The 17,657-nt window shown below is 40.7% G+C and carries 15 protein-coding genes and 1 tRNA gene; 6 read left to right on the plus strand and 10 right to left on the minus strand.

Features of this window, described 5'->3' with window-relative positions; all coding sequences use genetic code 11:
* Positions 1-231: 231 nt before the first annotated feature.
* The 6 genes from M1F26_RS17335 to M1F26_RS17360 all read right to left on the minus strand — a co-directional run bounded on the left by M1F26_RS17335 (position 232) and on the right by M1F26_RS17360 (position 4,806).
* Entirely contained in the window at positions 232-1,275 is a 1,044-nt protein-coding gene (locus M1F26_RS17335) for a helicase RepA family protein (protein ID WP_226693088.1), read from the minus strand.
* A gap of 83 nt (positions 1,276-1,358) precedes the next feature.
* The gene (locus tag M1F26_RS17340; protein ID WP_164529228.1) at positions 1,359-1,544 is read right to left on the minus strand and encodes a helix-turn-helix transcriptional regulator; all 186 of its coding nucleotides are present in this window, start codon (positions 1,542-1,544) and stop codon (positions 1,359-1,361) included.
* Positions 1,545-1,568: 24 nt separating this feature from the next.
* A complete protein-coding gene (locus tag M1F26_RS17345; protein WP_164529377.1) occupies positions 1,569-2,837 on the minus strand; it encodes a tyrosine-type recombinase/integrase in 1,269 nt (422 codons plus the stop codon).
* 228 nt (positions 2,838-3,065) lie between these two features.
* A complete protein-coding gene (locus tag M1F26_RS17350; RefSeq protein ID WP_202983388.1) occupies positions 3,066-3,968 on the minus strand; it encodes a site-specific integrase in 903 nt (300 codons plus the stop codon).
* Positions 3,961-4,188, minus strand: coding sequence for a hypothetical protein (locus tag M1F26_RS17355; RefSeq protein WP_164529229.1), 228 nt, complete (start codon positions 4,186-4,188; stop codon positions 3,961-3,963). Before M1F26_RS17355 ends, M1F26_RS17350 begins: the two co-directional genes overlap by 8 nt.
* A 477-nt stretch (positions 4,189-4,665) precedes the next feature.
* Positions 4,666-4,806: a hypothetical protein gene (locus M1F26_RS17360; RefSeq protein ID WP_164529230.1), complete on the minus strand. Its 141-nt coding sequence runs from the start codon at positions 4,804-4,806 to the stop codon at positions 4,666-4,668.
* A gap of 276 nt (positions 4,807-5,082) precedes the next feature.
* On the opposite strand from M1F26_RS17360, the gene M1F26_RS17365 reads away from it, so the two are divergent.
* Together M1F26_RS17365 and M1F26_RS17370 are read left to right on the plus strand one after the other, a co-directional pair.
* Entirely contained in the window at positions 5,083-7,770 is a 2,688-nt protein-coding gene (locus M1F26_RS17365; RefSeq protein ID WP_318837624.1) for an AAA family ATPase, read from the plus strand.
* 284 nt (positions 7,771-8,054) lie between these two features.
* Positions 8,055-9,038 (plus strand): hypothetical protein, encoded by a 984-nt coding sequence (locus M1F26_RS17370; RefSeq protein ID WP_318837625.1) that lies wholly within the window; start codon positions 8,055-8,057, stop codon positions 9,036-9,038.
* A gap of 472 nt (positions 9,039-9,510) precedes the next feature.
* Here M1F26_RS17370 and M1F26_RS17375 read toward each other — a convergent pair whose 3' ends face one another.
* Positions 9,511-10,176: an AbiV family abortive infection protein gene (locus M1F26_RS17375; protein ID WP_272666897.1), complete on the minus strand. Its 666-nt coding sequence runs from the start codon at positions 10,174-10,176 to the stop codon at positions 9,511-9,513.
* A gap of 188 nt (positions 10,177-10,364) precedes the next feature.
* On the opposite strand from M1F26_RS17375, the gene M1F26_RS17380 reads away from it, so the two are divergent.
* On the plus strand, positions 10,365-11,018 hold the full coding sequence (locus M1F26_RS17380; protein WP_206608470.1) for a hypothetical protein: 654 nt from the start codon (positions 10,365-10,367) through the stop codon (positions 11,016-11,018).
* A 1,133-nt stretch (positions 11,019-12,151) separates the two neighbouring features.
* Here the strand turns inward: M1F26_RS17380 and M1F26_RS17385 are convergent.
* Positions 12,152-12,236 (minus strand) — tRNA-Leu (locus tag M1F26_RS17385).
* 414 nt (positions 12,237-12,650) lie between these two features.
* Between M1F26_RS17385 and ampH the strand changes: the two genes are divergently transcribed.
* The 3 genes from ampH to M1F26_RS17400 all read left to right on the plus strand — a co-directional run bounded on the left by ampH (position 12,651) and on the right by M1F26_RS17400 (position 15,142).
* Positions 12,651-13,874, plus strand: a complete 1,224-nt coding sequence (gene ampH, locus M1F26_RS17390) for a D-alanyl-D-alanine-carboxypeptidase/endopeptidase AmpH (protein ID WP_094961627.1) — start codon at positions 12,651-12,653, stop codon at positions 13,872-13,874.
* A 202-nt stretch (positions 13,875-14,076) separates the two neighbouring features.
* Complete coding sequence (locus M1F26_RS17395; protein ID WP_140171804.1) at positions 14,077-14,520, plus strand: hypothetical protein; 444 nt, start codon at positions 14,077-14,079, stop codon at positions 14,518-14,520.
* A gap of 124 nt (positions 14,521-14,644) precedes the next feature.
* Complete coding sequence (locus M1F26_RS17400) at positions 14,645-15,142, plus strand: hypothetical protein (protein WP_109912102.1); 498 nt, start codon at positions 14,645-14,647, stop codon at positions 15,140-15,142.
* A 60-nt stretch (positions 15,143-15,202) separates the two neighbouring features.
* On the opposite strand, the gene lptG is transcribed toward M1F26_RS17400, so the two are convergent.
* Together lptG and lptF are read right to left on the minus strand one after the other, a co-directional pair.
* The gene (gene lptG / locus M1F26_RS17405) at positions 15,203-16,279 is read right to left on the minus strand and encodes an LPS export ABC transporter permease LptG (RefSeq protein ID WP_004907535.1); all 1,077 of its coding nucleotides are present in this window, start codon (positions 16,277-16,279) and stop codon (positions 15,203-15,205) included.
* The gene (gene lptF, locus M1F26_RS17410) at positions 16,279-17,376 is read right to left on the minus strand and encodes an LPS export ABC transporter permease LptF (protein WP_036958756.1); all 1,098 of its coding nucleotides are present in this window, start codon (positions 17,374-17,376) and stop codon (positions 16,279-16,281) included. The genes lptG and lptF overlap by 1 nt, the downstream gene beginning before the upstream one ends.
* Positions 17,377-17,657: the final 281 nt, after the last annotated feature.

The following is a 17,657-nucleotide window of genomic DNA, read 5'->3' on the forward strand; positions in this document are numbered from 1 at the left end:
AAAACCAGAACCTCACTCAGAAGTCCTGTCAACAGGAGATGGCGTTAGCTACACAAAGCCAATAAGCAAAACGCCTCACGGCAGGGCAATTTATTGTCCGGTCGTGAGGCGTTGGCCAACGAATGTAATGAGGCGGCAGGAAAAAAGCTCTATCACACAAAAAGCTGATAAATCTTATATCTCAATTCCCGATAAAAAATCATTTATATCATGTAGATATGTAAACACTTGCTATCTTACGAGTAGTAGTTCTTCATCATTTTCTAGCAACATCCCATCATCAATAAATTTTTTCACCCATCGATGAAAGTGCTTAACCTCAATACCCCGTTGCTTCAAATCATCACGAAGCATTTTTTTAGTACATATACCACCATTTGAAGAGTTTTTATGAATTATCTCCCAAACTACTTTATGGTTATCGCTCAGATTTGAAACATGTGATAATTCGGGGTATAGGTTTATTGGTTCTCGAGCATAATCAATGACCGCCAGAGAAGAAATCCTTTCACCATCATTATCTATAAATAACTCTGATTCATACAATTTATAAGCATGGCTCTTTGGTTCTTCCGCGTCTTTCATTTTGGTACAGGACAAAATTAGCGATTGGTTTTCTTTATCTTTTTTCACATTAAATTCAACATCCAGTGCCGCTTTTAATGAACTTGAGCCTCTGGCACCTTTCGTTTCATCTTTACCCGAGTGATGTACAAGAAGGACGCTGGCTGATGTTCCATTTTTTATCGCATCACATCCAACAATCAGACTCCCCATATCTTTCGAGTTATTTTCATCCAGATTGCCATAACAACGTGCTAGCGTATCAAAAATAATCAATCTGACGGGTAATCGGCATTTCCCTTCAATGTATTTTATCCCATTCAGTAAATCACGCCGTTCTGAGGGATCGGCAGGAAACACCGGCCGATTGACTAATATAAGGTTACTGACTTTTTTTTCATATATATTTTCCCATGCTTTTACTCTTCGACTGACACCTATCCCCCCCTCACCTACAATATAAATCACAACACCCGGATTAACTCTATTACCAGACCACTCAATACCGGTTGCGATATGACACGCCCAAGATATAGCAAGAAAACTTTTATATGATCCACTCGGCCCGTAAATACTACATAAAGAATTTTCCGTTATATAATTTTTCATTACATAGCTATTTTGTTTATCATAGCCAGCCGATCCTACACTGATGGGTAGTTTATTGATGACGTGTTCATGTCTGTTTCTGTTATTTTTTACATGACTCATTTCTGATATCCATATTAAAATTAATTATATTCTGGCAATAGTTACCCACTGCCAAAAAAGACAGTTATTTTTTGGAAGTTAGATTATCGTAAAGAAGTGGCTATCTTATTCTGAATCCAGTCATTCACTTCACTTTCTATAAAAGCGACTTTACTTGCCCCTATTTTTATTTTCCTTGGAAATAAACCCAACTTTATCAACTCATAAATACGTGGTCGCGAATAACCTGTGATATCCATAACCTGATTAAATGATAATAACTTATCCATGATATACCTCTCTATATAAGTAAATTATTTGTTAGTATTAAAAGAGTAAGGCTGCTTAAATTCATGATGAATTTGTTGTAGATAATCAGACCACCACTGCATCATTTTTCTTCTTTCCGGAATAAGCTCAGCTTTATGGATATAAGCCGCACGTACATTGTTTCTTTCCTGATGACTCATCTGTCGTTCAATGGCATCCCGACTCCATTTTCCTGACTCAATAAGTGCACTACATGCCATAGTACGGAATCCATGAGAACAAACTTCTTTTTTGGTGTTATACCCCATCGTTTGTAATGCATGATTAATGGTATTTTCACTCATTGGTTTTTTTGGATAGTGATCACTGGTAAAGACAAATATTCTATTTCCGGTGAACTCCTTAATGCTTTTAATTAACTTCAGTGCCTGATCACTCAATGGCACAATATGAGGTGTTTTCATTTTCGAACCACGATATGAAAATTTCACATCGGGTATTTCTTCCCTGATAGAGGGAATGGTCCATACTGCATTCTCTAGATCAAATTCCTTCCAGCGGGCAAAACGCATTTCGCTCGATCTGACAAAAGTATGCAACAGGAATTTAATTGTCAGCTGCGTTAATTCTCGGCCCTTATACTCATCAACTCGATTCAGTAACTCAGGTATTTTTTCTAACTCCAGAGCCGGGCGATGGACTGTGTTCTTCTTTATTAATGCACCAGATTTATGGGCAATGGGATTAAACTCCAATAATCCATTGTCAACCGCCAGTGTCATAATAGAATTAATGCGTTGATAAATACGCGATGCTAATTCTAAACGCCCTGATGCCTGAATGACTTTTACAGGCTGTAATAGCTTCTGCGCATTAAGGGATTTAATACTGCTTTCACCTAACTGAGGAAAAACTTCATCCATCAGGGATTTTAAAATACGCCGACTATGCTCTGGTGACCACTGCCTATTACTATCGTGCCATTGCATGGCCACTTCTCGGAAAGTTAATACATTTTCCTGCTCTTTTATTCCGCGGGGATCAATTCCTCTTGCAATATTGGCTTTATACTCTTCGCGTTTTTCACGAGCTAGAGATAAAGGAATGTACTTATACTCACCAAATGAAGTCAAACGGTCTTCACCCTGAAATCGATAACGTAATCGCCAATAAGCACTGCCACTGGATTTGAGCAGTAGATATAACCCCCCACCATCGGACAAGCGCAATTCCTTTTCGATACTCTCTCCAGCTAATTTTTTAGCGTTTAACTCCCTTAGCTGTTTTTTTATAAATGCATCTGTCAGCAACATCATCAATTCTCCGATTGTATTTTTAGATACGAACAAATCTGTTAATAACTGGCCACATATCCAAGCTACTACGAGTGTTACCAGGGTCGAATAGCACTTTTAAAAAATAAATCGTAAAATATTGATTAGCCAAACAAACAAGGTATTTAATAAAAATAAACTAACAATAAATAGCAAATAACACCACAAAAATAGCAATAAACACAAAACAAAAGATTTAAATTCTTTTCACCTAAGGTAAGTTTTGGTGATTTCTGCTCTAAAATGGCCCATTTCCTGACTCACCACCTCGAGTGACTCGTCATAGGAACATCCATAATCTTGTAGCTCGGCCATGCGCGCTTGGGCATAACTGTGTCGCGTTCCATGGCTCCCCGCTGACCATCCTAATGCTCTGGTGCTGGCATTGCTGAATGACCGACTCCAAGCCTGGCCCGCAGAGATCGCATAAAATTGCTGATAATGAATACCTCGGTCCGTGACTGTTACCGGTTCTGCTAATCGCCTGCTCTCCAGCATTTTTGCTAATTCTGCTGCTAATTTGATCTCGCGAACCAATCCGCCTTTACCATGCACTGTGTATGATACGCCGCCCCGCCCCATAAATTTTTTATCTGACGCAGGCCGGACACTGGGTTCGCGATACCGCCATTCACGCAGAGAAAACAACTCGTGACTGCGTAATCCTGCTTGATAGGCAATACGAGTGGCTAACCGGTTTTTGTCTGACTGGTGGGATGCAATAATTTCAATTTGTTCTGATGTATAGGATCTGGATGACAACGACTGTTTATGCAGAGAACGTACTACTCTCAATGTGTGGCCATCGGGCAAAACTCGAGTCAGGTGTACCATCATCGCCTGTAGGGCCTGACGCTCCATATCCAGGCTTTTTTGGCCAACAGAAGCAGCCCTACTGTCGAAGTATTGGTTTGCCATTTCAGGTGTAATATCCTGCAGATTCACGCCATTATGCGTTCTAAAATGTAGCCCAATACGTGTTAGTGCTGTCTGATAATTTCTGACTGTACCGACAGACTGGAAAATATGTCCCTGCAAGGATTTCATGACATTAGCAGCCTGACGTTTTGCAATTTCACGGTCCGATTTTTTGGCTGAAAATCTAGCCATAATTTTTCTCCAGCCAGCGTGTAACTGTCGTTAAAACGACACAGACTCTTTTCTGTCTTAACCAACGCTGAATTTCAGCGGCAGAAGCACCGTGATGTTTCAATGCAAGAATTTCTACCCGATATCTGTCCAAACGCGATTGGTTACGCCGGTAAGGTTTCTTTCTGCGTAGCCGTGTCTCTTCCTGCAATTGCCTGACTGCCCTCTCTGCATCAAACATAATTCCTCCTCATTGTAAGAACATCTGGCCTATGACCAGCGACCACTATGAATGCCATGATGCATAGCGCCTGTTCGCCCCAGTTAGCCTTCTTTTAGGCAGGCTCGGACTGATCTCGCCCTGGAATGTATAATGGTGAAGTTTTATCGCAGGAATAGGTCCCCATCAGATTTGGGGTCTGCGTTAGATTTAATAGAGTTAAGAAAATGCTGATAAAACATCATTGTATTGAAAAATTGATACAATGGGGGTGCATCGTCATAGATTTGATAGAGTTAAGGCATGTATTTGTAACTTACTAAAAAGTTAGAAATGCCATAAATTTGATACCTGTTTTGGCCAGGTTTTGCCGTTACAGCGAAGTTATGTGCTTGTTATCGGCCAAGCATTGCCATCGAGAAGTTCATGTTGTCAGTATTAGCCCTGACAGCTCTCGTGAGCGGCTCGTATACTTTATAAGTTAGTAAAAAATAATAACTAAATCAACGTTGCATCAATTAAGTTGCGCATTTTCCCTTTCAGCCCTTGCTCCTCAAGGCCTTCAGACCTTTTCTTTATATAACGCATAGCGTCATTGGGGGTAAAAGCCTTGATCGAGTGAGTCTTCAGGCGATGCATTTTTTGTAAGCCTTCAGGCGTATGAAATTTTTTGCATCGGCGACCTATAACACCATGATTTTTAATGACCGCGATTTGAGGCTCATTTGCATATCAAATGACTGTCATTTGGGAGTCATTTGATATGCAAATGAGCCTTTGTTAAAGAAGTGAGGGGCAGCTTTGAGCGGGAGCGGACGTTGGCATGACTATCGAAATCGTGGCGATTCATCCCGTCTTCATCAGGGTTCAGTTCAACACGAGAGCGGAACTGCAGATATTTGATTTGCAGATTATGTGAATACACAAGCTGAAAGTGTATCTTCTATCATTGCCTTACAACTAGAGAAAACAACAAGTCAAAAAGGATTCATTATGCTCAGTAACGAGTTTTTGCGTTTTTTCCAAAATTTAGACACAGCAGATGTACCCGGCGATGTCAGAAAAATGGCGAACCTAGTGTGGGATAATATGGATAGTATTATCCCGTTAGGTACCGCGCAAGGCCAGCGGATTAGGCGTATCGTAGAGCTGGCGCAGCCTGCCTGGGATACCCTCAGCCTGGAAGTCCAGCCACTGCCTGAGCAGAACTCCGAACGCGTCTCCACGTTTAGTCGGCTAAGAAGGCTGTCCGTTGGACCGTTCAGAGGATTTGCCAGACAGGAGGAATTTGATCTGGATTCGCGTCTGGTGCTGATTTATGGGCCCAATGGTACCGGGAAGTCCAGTTTCTGCGAAGCACTTGAATATACATTATTAGGCAGCGTTGCTGAGGCTGAAAGTAAACGCTTTCGTAATCAAACCGACTATTTTAGAAATGCATACGTTAATCAATTTTCTGCACCAGTGATTACTGGTGTTGGAGCTCAAGGGCAGGACGTGGCGATTGAGGATAACGAAGCACAGCTCCGCTTTTGCTTTGTTGAAAAAAACCGTATCGACAGCTTTTCAAGAATTGCGGCGCTGGCCCCGGCAAAGCAGACTGAACTAATATCAACGTTATTCGGGCTGGATGCATTCAATGATTTTGTCCGAGGTTTTACTGCGGAGATTGATGCCAGATACATCGATCTGACAGGCGTAAAAGCCGTTCAACTGGCAGAAAAACGCCGTACACTCGAGGGGGCCATCCAGCAACTGGAAGCTGGTAAGACGGATCTTGAAGGATTGGCTTCTGAGGAACAGACGCTGGCTTCTGCCTACCGCGAGGGCCTCTCTTTTCAGCAGATGATGATTGAATTAAAAGGGGATGAGCAAAATATCGGGGCCATCCGACAGCTTGAGACAGAGTTACTGACCCCTCTTCCGCGCAAGAGTCACATGACCTGTGTGATGTTGAAGGACTTAAGTGGCTATGTTGAAACTGTATTGGCGGATCTGGATGGCAAACAGAAGCAATTGGCACAGGCGAGTCTGCAGGTTTCGTTTAAAAGTTTATTCGAAGCAGTCGTCCAGTTACAGAGCACCAGTCCAGAACAGTGCCCTGCTTGCAATACTCCACTCCAGCAAGTTACAAAAAACCCCTACAGTCATGCCAGTGAGGAATTGCTGAAGCTTGAGTTTTTGTCAGCCTTACAGGGTGAAATAGCTCAGCTGGAACAATCATTCAACCAGCAGATGTACCGCGTCTCGCAAGTTGTCGGCACCTGTTGCCAGTTTTTTCCTCATGAAAATGTTCTCGAAAGATTCCGGGAAGACAATGGCATCACTTTGTGGCGTGAACTGCATCAACCATCAGGCGATGGTATAACTCCCTGGTCTCTTCTAGAGAAACAGGTGCTACAGTTGGAAGAAGAAGATAAAAAAACAGAAGCAGCTGCTGAATTGCGGGAATCACGGCAGCGTTATCTTGTGGGTCTGCGTGAGTCAGAACGCCAGATAACAATATTGCAGACAAGAAGAAGTGCGACAGAAAGGGCCATAGCTGCGGCTCAGTTGTTGATTGGCAACTTTGATACGGAAAACAGGCAGCTTATTGAAGAGGTTGCACTTGAGGAATCCACTGTAAGAAAAAACAAAGAAATTTCATTAGCGTATACCCGTTTCGTATTGCAGTTGAATGCCCATAAAGAGGGCTTGCCTCAGCAGTTGGTTGCAAACCTCGGAGACAGCATTGTTACTCTGTACAATGCATTCAATCGTAATGACCCTCTAGGAGAAAAGCTCGCTGGTATCAAACTCCCCCTGATGCAGAATCAGCGACTGGAGGTGGCATTTCAGAACAACCCCACGCAATTTTTTGATGCTCTGCATGTGCTCAGTGAGGGGCATGTACGCTGCATAGGGTTAGCTATTTTGTTGGCAAAAAACATCAGTGAGCAATGTCCACTTTTGATATTTGATGATCCGGTGAATGCTATTGATGACGATCACAGAGAGTCTATTAGAAGAACGCTGTTTGAAGATGACTTCTTTGCAGATAAGCAAATCATCCTAGCCTGCCACGGAGAAGAGTTCTTCAAAGACATACAGAATTTATTGCCAGCCCCAATAGCTGCACAATCGAAAACTTTCAGCTTTTTACCACGTCTGGACGAATTACATATCCGCGTGGATTTTAACTGTGCTCCCAGAAACTATATTCTTTCAGCGCGAAGTCATTATGGACGTAATGAAATTAGGGAGGCGCTGACGAAATGCAGGCAGTCACTTGAATCGTTGATGAAGGGGAAGGTATGGCGTTATGTAAACAAGCACGGTGACGGTAACCTCAGTCTTAAACTAAGGTCAGCAAATGCACCGATTGAGCTACGTAATCTCTCAGAACAATTGAAAAAACAAATTGGTCGTGCCGATTTTAATGACCCAAATAAAAATGCCGTATTTTCTCCCATCGCTGTTTTGACTGGTTTTAGCGGAGAATCTCGTGAATGGCGATATCTCAATAAAGGTACGCATGATGAAAACGACAGGGCAGAATTTGACAGAGCAACTGTAGAAGCCATGATAGGTGCAATCGAGGCACTCGATCAGGCCGTGGGTTAAGGTTAGTACTAAATCCCTCGTGTTATGTGGTTCTGCATAGGTAGAGCCATATGATGTGGTCAATAAAGTTGGCCACTTCATGAGTTTTTTTTTTAAACCACGATAGGTCCGCTGCGAATGAGGAACGGAAGTTCGCAGTTGTTCTCAAAGCCGATGGAGGAATTGCTAACCTTACAGCTTATTAATCAACGGGAGCATATCAGTTTTTTAAATGGTAAGTCTGAACTCAATAGAGCATTATTATAAATAACTAATTTTATTCATTTCTAAACAGGATATTTCGAATGAAAAGAAAATTCATACACGAATTTGCTTTTGGATACTTAAATAGTTTTACAGCAATGGTTACTGCTCAGCAACTGACGTCTGATGCAAAAATTAATTTAGCTCAAGAAGAACAACTTTCAAAATGTCATATATATTTTATATGCGCTCGCCCAAGCTTTTATTTTATTGATAATACAATTAAGCATGAGAAAAACACCCTCACAGGAGAGATAGGATACAAAATAGATGGTAAAGAAAGCAAGTTCCATTTTGAATACAGCTGGATATTAGAAGACGATGCAATTGATATAATATGTAACTATCCTTTCAGAGAGGTTATTAGTATAAATAATGAAGGGAAAGAGGTAACGTATATCTCTGCATCTATCATTGCCACGTTCTATTCAAGTAAATTAGATTGCTATTCAGATCTGTCCTCCTATGAGGTTCTTTATATCGGACAAGCCGTAGGTAAAAATGGCAGCAGGAATGCAGTTGAACGTTTAAGTAACCATTCAAAATTACAAAAGATATTGGCGCAAACGCTTTATAACAAGCCAGATCAAGAGATCATGCTTTTTATGTATGCCTTTGAGCATGAACAAATATTCTCATCTTTAGATGGGAGGTCTGGATTAACTGATGATACGGATAGCGATGACAAGAGATTTAAGTCGGCATTAAAAAACCGCCCAAACCAAAATCAATCTATTAATATGATCGAAGCTGCTTTGATAAGATATTTTCAGCCAGAATATAATGAAAAGTTTAAAGAGAGTAAAATCTCACCAAAATTGAAAGCATTAGCGAAATGCTATGACTTAGATATGTCTGGAATCATTGTGGAAATTAACACAGAAAATCTTTTTTACTCATTATATTCTAAAAACATTGAAAAAAACTATCATCACATGGTGAAGATAGATTTAGTTTCTCATCAGCAAAGATTATCCTTTTTTCGACCAACTGGATTTAATGCTTTACCAGGCATTATTGAATGAAGTTGAAACTATTATTAATACGTCATGGTTAAAAAATGCACCTCCCATAATCAAGTTAAGTTAGAAAATTAAACCATGAATATAAGCTTGAAATAATCAGGCTTATATTTTATTTATCAAGTCAATGACATATAACATAGCCTCCCTGTCAATGTCAGTTTCTTGCACCAATATTTTGTTAAGGGAACGTGGTCTGCTTAGAGAAAACAGTGGACACCACCTCCATAATAGAAAGTTGAATTACTCCACATTGATTAATACAGGCAAATATAAGCAACGTCTGTTTCTGGCACGTAGCGGACAAGCTAACCGGGCTGGAGGTCCGCTGTGAGCGAGGAGCAGAAGTTCGCAGTTGATCTCGTAGCCAAACAGTCACGTTAACAACATTGCGGCGTGTTGTTCAACGGGGAGCAGATCAACCATTTCAGGTCTCTCGCAGCGCCAACAGCAATATCCCTAAAGAAATATTGATTCAGATACTTAAGAATGCTGAGACGGCAGTTTTATTTGAAAGTAGTCCTTTTGCGGACATGGCATCGAAGTAACTTTTTAATGCCTCACGCTTAAGAGCATCATCAGTTTTCCACACAGGCCCCAAGTACTTCACCCAGAGTTCAACCTCCTCGACTGTGTGTAATGTTGACGACACTAAGGGTTTAGCGGCTTCTATGATGCTTATAGCTGTATCTCTATCGATTACATTGTCTGGTATCGACCAATGTGCCTTACCAAGACAATCCGTATAAAATGATATTTGCTTTAATTGATCCAATACAAAGGGATGTTCTGATTCATCGCTGAAAATTGGTGAAAAATCGTTGAGATTCCTGGCGCCTTTTTTAACTACATCAAGAAACACCCACATCATATTTTTTTCAGTATGTGAGCGATACCTGTGCCAAATCTGTTTGATATCTTTGCCATCTTTCAACAGCGACATCTCTCGAAGTATTGACACCTTTCCTGCTTCTTCTATAGCCAAGATTGCTAGAGAGGTAGCAGAGGGATAGCGTTCTAAATCAAATAAAGCAGATGCATCGTTCAGAAGCCTTCGCGCATTAGATGATGCAGCATTCATGCCCTCTACAATTTTCTCAACGGCAAGTCTATTTTTCCATTGCTCTAGCTTTTTTGCCATAACGTTTGCTCGAGTTAAAAATTTCATCAATCTTAGGACATTTCATTCCTGCTGAAAAGCTAGATACTCTACCCCTCAATTACATTACTGATATATGTCATCTGATATAGGTTTATTTTCAGTCTCACTGCGTACGGATGTATGATAGTGGGGTAAGCTTACCGATACACTTTTATAAAATGGATCAAATGATGAAATCGAGAGATTTAAAAACAATTCACAACCTGATTGTTACGAACTACCAGAAACATGATTTAGGTAATGGTCGTTATCTACACACATTCCAGCCAGCAACAACAGATACAACCTATCAATTCGAAGCTAACTTTGAAAACGAGCTAGTCCCTGGAGAAAGATACAACATAGGATTTACCGAAGCAGGTGGAGTTAAAATGGTAGATATATCTTGTGTATCGAAGTCCTCTGTAGTTAATCAATATATTAGCTACGAATGTGCAAAATTAGTTTCAAGAGAAAAGCATGATGAAAACAAAGGCAAGAATGATTCAAGAGTAAATTACGCTGTGCAAAATGATTACTATTGGGGGAAAAAATATGCATGGCGCGAGTTTGGATTAGTCATCCCTAAAGATGTATTTTACAAATACTTATTAGATTGTGTTAATCACCCTAATATACCGTGTACAGTTACAACGCCCGGCTATCCAATAGGTGATGACTCGATAGCATTTGCGGATAAAGGGCTCGAAAAAGCAATCGGGGATCTAATAAGTACAGCAACAAGAATTAAAGATGGTCCTTATTTCAAATCCCCTCTATATTTCAATGGTGATAAGAGGTTCACAATAAGGGGGATCAGCGCAATAACAGACAAAAAATAATTCAATGGCATGGGTTTAATGTAAAGAGATGACCTGCCCCCATTAAACTAACATACCATGTGCCAGCAATGTCCGCTGTTGGCACAGAGTTGACGGATACGGGGAAGGGCTGCTATGAGCGAAGAACGGACATTTGGATTAGCTCCGTAATGGGATGATCTTGCCCTGTATTTGGATATTTAAAAGTGAGAAATATTGTTACTGCTTTTCATTTCTCATTTTTGGAGCATGGTTTTTGGTTAGCCGGGAAATTGTTTCACTATGATCAGTTGGTTTACTGAAAATTCGAAGAAGAAAATCATCGAGCATCAAGCATGCTCCTTCAATATCTTAATCTGATACCTCTTTGAGGTTATGGCTGCCTGTATTGCCGAGCCATTTCATTGCCCTGAATCCGGATTTAACATACTTATAAGGCGCTGAAATCAGTGAGATGCGCTTATCCAGACTTAGATAGTGATTTTCCGCTTCGTGGGTACTTTAAAATAGTCGAGAACGATTTCTAATGTAGTTCGTAGTGCGTTAATCGCGGCCTGACGATGGCCTGGCAATTGTGCTGAAATTTCTTTTAGCTGGGATTTAATCTGTTCAGGGTAACTCTCACAACGCGTGGAAAGAGCCAGTGGTGGGTAAAAATACTTCGAGCTGTAAATCGCAATATAGTTATATTCACGACTATAAGAGTTCTCATACTCTCGTTCGTAATATCCGACTCCTGAAACTGAAACGGGCTAAAGGCAATTTCTTTGACTGCACCTCAAGAGGCAACTGAATACCTCCTCATCGTCTTCAGGACAGAATCCCGAGTCGACCTCAGACTGATGCCGGGCACTAGAGGTGGTTTACCGAACAGAGGTCATACATGCTCTTGAGCTATCGGTAAAATCAATTCTCACTACTAATGTTCACTTCCATCCATCACCTTTGCAATACAAAGCACAAAAGGCCATTTTTCAAACAAAACTGTATATCGCCCTAAATCGAACTTGGGATATACATATTTATATCCCGCTTTATGCGATATACCCGCAGATACCATCAGATACGAAGAGAATGAAAAATGAGCAGAAAAGAAGTAATTCACTGATTTTAGTCACAAAAAAAGCCACCCTTAGGTGACTTAATTTTGCGTATGGTGCCGAAGGCCGGACTCGAACCGGCACACCCGAAGGCGGTTGATTTTGAATCAACTGCGTCTACCAATTCCGCCACTCCGGCACGAAGTGATGTGTTTCTTGGAAAACGCTGCCATTATACTTGCCTCGTGTCTACTGGCAACACTTATTCGTGAAGATACTGTTTGTTCGATTAAAAAAAAAGCATATTCCTTAGATCTGATAAAATCACAAAGAAAGCTTCTTTTGTTTATATATCTATTAATGAGTATGTTAACTTCTCCCAAATTATTTTTCTTATCGCAAGGCTCTGTGGCTGGCGGCAGGTCATTATTTTTGTTAGTTTATCTGCAATCTAATGTCAATATTTAAGGTTTAATCATGGGTTTTGTTGGGTGGATAGCAACAGGTATCTTTATTGGCATCTTAATTGGTGTCGTAATGAAGATTTTCGCTAAGAAAAAATAATATTGGCTGAAAGGTCATTTGCAAACAATCATATCGGCTGGCTTCCAACATGAAGAAATCATTTCTAAAAATTCTGTCTGTATCTGCATTGTCTTTGGTGTTAATGGCGTGCTCAAGTAAGACAGAAAAAGCACCAAAGTTTCTGCAAAGTAATGATATTGAATCCTCAGATTGGCAGGTTTTTGAGGGAGATAGAAGGACTTACGAGCGCGTCGCTAAGATTGTCGATTTGTATGCTAACCGCATTTTTAATGAAAGCAATGCACGGGGCATGGCAATCATTGTTATCGATAATAATCAGGCGTTATCACGCTATTATGGTGAAACCGCACCTGGCAATGGTAAAAAACCCGGTCCAAATTCATTAATTCGCATTGCATCAATTACCAAATTAATGACAAGCGAAATATTAATTAAGCTCGAACAGGATAAGAAGCTGTTAATTACTGATCCGTTACAGCAGTATGCCTACCACGGCGTTAATGTGCCTGATAATGCCAGCGGGCAGCCTATTCGCTTATATCATTTAGCGAGCCATACCAGTGGATTACCTCGAGAACAACCCGGTGGAAAATGGGGCCGCCCTGTTTTTATTTGGCCAACTCAAGATAACCGTTGGACATGGCTAAAAACAGGTAAGTTAGATGCGACACCAGGCACAGAAGCTTCTTATTCCAACTTAGCATATGACTTATTGGCTGATGCGATGGTTAAAGCTTCGGGAGTCTCTTACCCGCAATTATTTAACCACTATGTGACGTCTCCCGCCAAAATGACGAATACCACTTATACCCCCAATAATGCGCAGTGCGCACGGTTAATGGAAGGAACAAAACCAAGCCCTTGCCATAACACACTCGCAGCAGCAGGAAGTGGTGGCGTGTATTCTACCCCTGCAGATATGCAAAAATGGATGCAGCAATTTTTATCGACAGACAGTAACTTAAGAAAAGTCACAGCAGCCCGTGAACAAGGCATCTATTTTCCACGCGAAAAGCTTTTAGAAATTAAAGGGATGGATGTTGCAGGCCATGCTGATGGGCTCGGTCTTGGGTGGGTGTATATGAAGCCTAAAAACGGCACTCCGGGAATTTATCAAAAAACCGGCGGTGGCGGTGGGTTTAATACCTATATGGCGATGATCCCACAGCAAAATATTGGGGTATTTGTGGTGATGACCCGCAAAGATAACAGTAAATTCAGTAAATTAACAATTGGAGTTAACGAACTGGTCGCTTCACTGTCTGCTAACCATGCGTATGGGAAACATTGAAGGAGTACCGCCGAAGCGTTACAAGCAATGGCGAGTTACACCCCAACCTTAAAACGTGGATTTACCCGCATTATTACATTAATTGCGACAACAGCCTGAGATATTCAGGCTGTTTTTGATAATTTTACTATCCATTTTTAAAATCAATTCATTCAGATTACCGATAATCTTTTAGCCTTCCATTAACACATGCGGAGCTAAAATGAGAACAAAAAACCACGCGATAACATCAAGTTGTCAGGCTACACAATACCCCAAAATTAGCCAATTTGAATTGATAGAAGTTTTAAATAGTATTAAAGGCCATTGTACTAAAAAACCAGAGTATGTAGAAAATAGGTCTATTGCTACTCAATATCCCTACAAGTATTTCGAAGGCTCAGAATTACAAGCTATCAAAGCTTGCCGACAAGAAGAAAGACGAATATATCGGGAAAAGTGCCAAGCTGCTTTTAAATTTAAACGACAAAATAGTATGAAAGGTGGAATTTTTTCACTTGCTCAGCAATTAGCAAACCGGAGTCGCCAAAATATTTTAGCTATTGATGACCAAAGTAATATCTCAGGTGCCAGAAAAAAGTTATTTCAACCGCAAACAAGGATAGTAGCCTTTATCAGTGCATTAGGTTATGCAATAGCTGGTTAATAATAACAGTACTAATCCGCTATTATTCAAGCTATTTCTTAAGTTTATTATCGTTTTATGCAATGCTATAAGCTAATTCAAGGCTAATCTTAATCCCTCTTCTACTTTGTGAATAGGAATTAAAATGCGTATTTCTCCATTTTTTTTACATCATATAACACGGCCCTGTACCATTAAGCAGGGCAAAGTTTCTGAGTTAGCTCTCCAACTTAGAAGAATCTATAACCACCAAAACATATTCCCTGCCCCGCAAAAACCGACATCAGTAGAAATCGGTCTTGAATCACTCAATTCTCATCCCTTAAAAAACAATCAAAAGAAATTAGAACAAACACCTGAATATAAAAAACTTGTCAGAGAAGCACGAAAAGAAGCACAAACTGCATTCACAAAGCAAGAATGGAAAAAAGCTTATCTTGTTCGACAATCATATACGGCGAATGGCGGTATTTTTTCTTATGCTCAACAGTTAGCTAATAAAAGTCGATTTAATGTTGTTGGGATCAAAGGCGAATATATCAGTACATCTGCAGATAATAGACAACAACAAGCTTTATTCCGTCCTCAAAACAAACTATTAAGAATTATCAGCAAATTAGGGAATTTATTACTCAGTAAATGACGAGAAAAGAAAAAGGCTGTGATACCCAAAGATACACAGCCTTTAATGACCTATAAAACGTTATTTTCGTTTTACTAATAGTACGATACTAACAATTAAAAATAGTAAGCTCGGCAAAATTGCTGCAACAATGGGTGGTACCGAATAAACTAGGCTCCAGTTACCAAACCCTTGGTTGAGTACGTAAAACAAGAACCCACCCACAATACCTGAAATAACACGAACACCCATCGGAACGGTACGCAGCGGCCCAAAAATAAATGAAACTGCCATTAACATCATGACGGCTGCGGATAATGGCGCCAGTATTTTTTTCCACATACTGAGCTCATAAACCGCGGCAACTTGGCCACTTTCTTTTAAGTACGAGACATATTGATATAGGCCACGGATGGAAAGCGAGTCAGCATTCAGTGAAACTATTCCTAATTTTTCTGGGGTGAGATTGGTTTTCCAATCAACCGTTAATCGCTGTGAACCTGTAATTTTTTTCTCACTACTTAGAATTGACTCGTCCACTTGAGATAATACCCAAAGCTGATTTGTCGAGTCATACTCGCCATTCGCAGCAAACATCACTGACTTCAATTTACGTTGGTCATCAAAACGATACACCGACACATCTTGAATCGATGTCGCATTATTAATCCGCTGAATATGAATAAAATCATTGGCATCTTTTGCCCACATACCTTCATCTGTCACAACTAATGAGTTACCCACGATTTTTTCTGCGCGATAATTTCTTGCCCACTGTTCTCCCGCAGGTGCGATCCACTCACCAATAAACATTGCGACAATGACCAATGGAACTGCTGTTTTCATCACCGATAATGCGATTTGTAAGCGGGTAAAACCGGAAGCTTGCATGACGACTAGCTCACTACGTGAAGCCAGTGCCCCTAACCCCATGAGTGCTCCCAACAATGCTGCCATTGGAAAGAAGATATCAATATCTTTTGGGACAGTTAATAAAGTGAATACACCTGCGCTCAATGCCGTATAGTCGCCATCACCCACTTTGCGAAGCTGCTCGACAAATTTAATGATCCCTGCCAGTGAAACGAGCAGAAATAGCGTCACTAAAATCGAATTTAAAATGGTCCGACCGATATACCTATCTAAAACACCAAACATCAGGCAACCCCTTTACTCAATTTAAGACGCATACGTCGCATTGGGACGGTATTCCACGCATTTAGGACTATCGCTAATATCAAATACCCCACATTCACCGCCCACATAGTATACCTTGGGTCAAGGTCACCCTTATCGGCACTATTACGCAATGTACTTTGTAATAAAAAGAAAATGAGGTATAGCAGCATCGCTGGAAGCATACTTAATACCCGTCCTTGACGTGGATTAACCTCGCTTAATGGCACGACCATCAAGGCCATAACGACAACGGAGAATACAATCGTTAAACGCCAATGGAACTCCGCGTTCACTTCAGGAGTATTTTCAGACCACAGTTGTAGCATATTTTTTTGCTCGACTCGGTCACTACGCGTTTCTGCGGTTTGGTGGTCAACAATAGCTTGGTAATTAACAAAGTCAGTTATTCGAAAATCTCGCAGTAACGCGGTTCCTTCATAGCGAGTACCTTCGTTTAAAACAACGACTTGTCGGCCATCGGGGTCTTCTTTCATATAACCGCTATCAGCCACTACAACTGAAGGCCGTTGTTCATTTGCAGCGCGTAGCTGTGCAAGAAATACGTTCTTGAAGTTACTACCTTTTACATCACCAATGTACAGGACATAATTGCCATCTTTAGTGGTTTTAAATTGCCCTTCCACCATCGCGGCTAACCCAGGGTTCGCTTTTGCATCAGCCAATACTTGCTCTTGATATTGAGATGACCACGGCAACATCCATGTGATATTAGCCACCGCAACCATCGCGGTAATGACCGCTAGGACTAACGCGGCTTTTACTAAAACACTTTTACCTAAACCGCAGGCGTGCATTACCGTGATTTCACTTTCAGTGTAAAGTTTACTGTAGGTCATCAAAAGCCCAAGGAATAGGCTCAAAGGTAAGATAAGCTGCGCCATTTCAGGCACACCTAACCCCAGTAAAGGAAGTACTAAGTTTGAGGGAATGTTGCCCTGAACCGCAGCGCCAAGAATATCTATCGACTTCTGGCTAAAAAAGATTAGCATCAATACAAAAAGTATGGCTAACTGACTTTTCAGGGTTTCCCGTACCAAATATCTAATAATGATCACGCTTATTACGCCTGTGAAAACTTGTCTTTTGGGAAGAAAATGGCTAAGTTCGTTCGATGTCTGCCATTTACTAACATATACTCTAGTTTATTGTATGGCTACAATGATATAAAAGCATTCTCTATACTGGTTGAAATATCAGAACATGCTTAATATTCGAGAAACCAGATATACTCGCCATACTTCATGGTGTATCGCAATTAACAGCATACAACGTGAGCTATTTCGCGTATAGATGGTTAGTTTAACATAAAGAGTTCATTCTCTATGAGGTAGATCAT

Source organism: Providencia sp. PROV048 (assembly GCF_033688165.1).
Lineage (GTDB): Bacteria > Pseudomonadota > Gammaproteobacteria > Enterobacterales > Enterobacteriaceae > Providencia > Providencia hangzhouensis.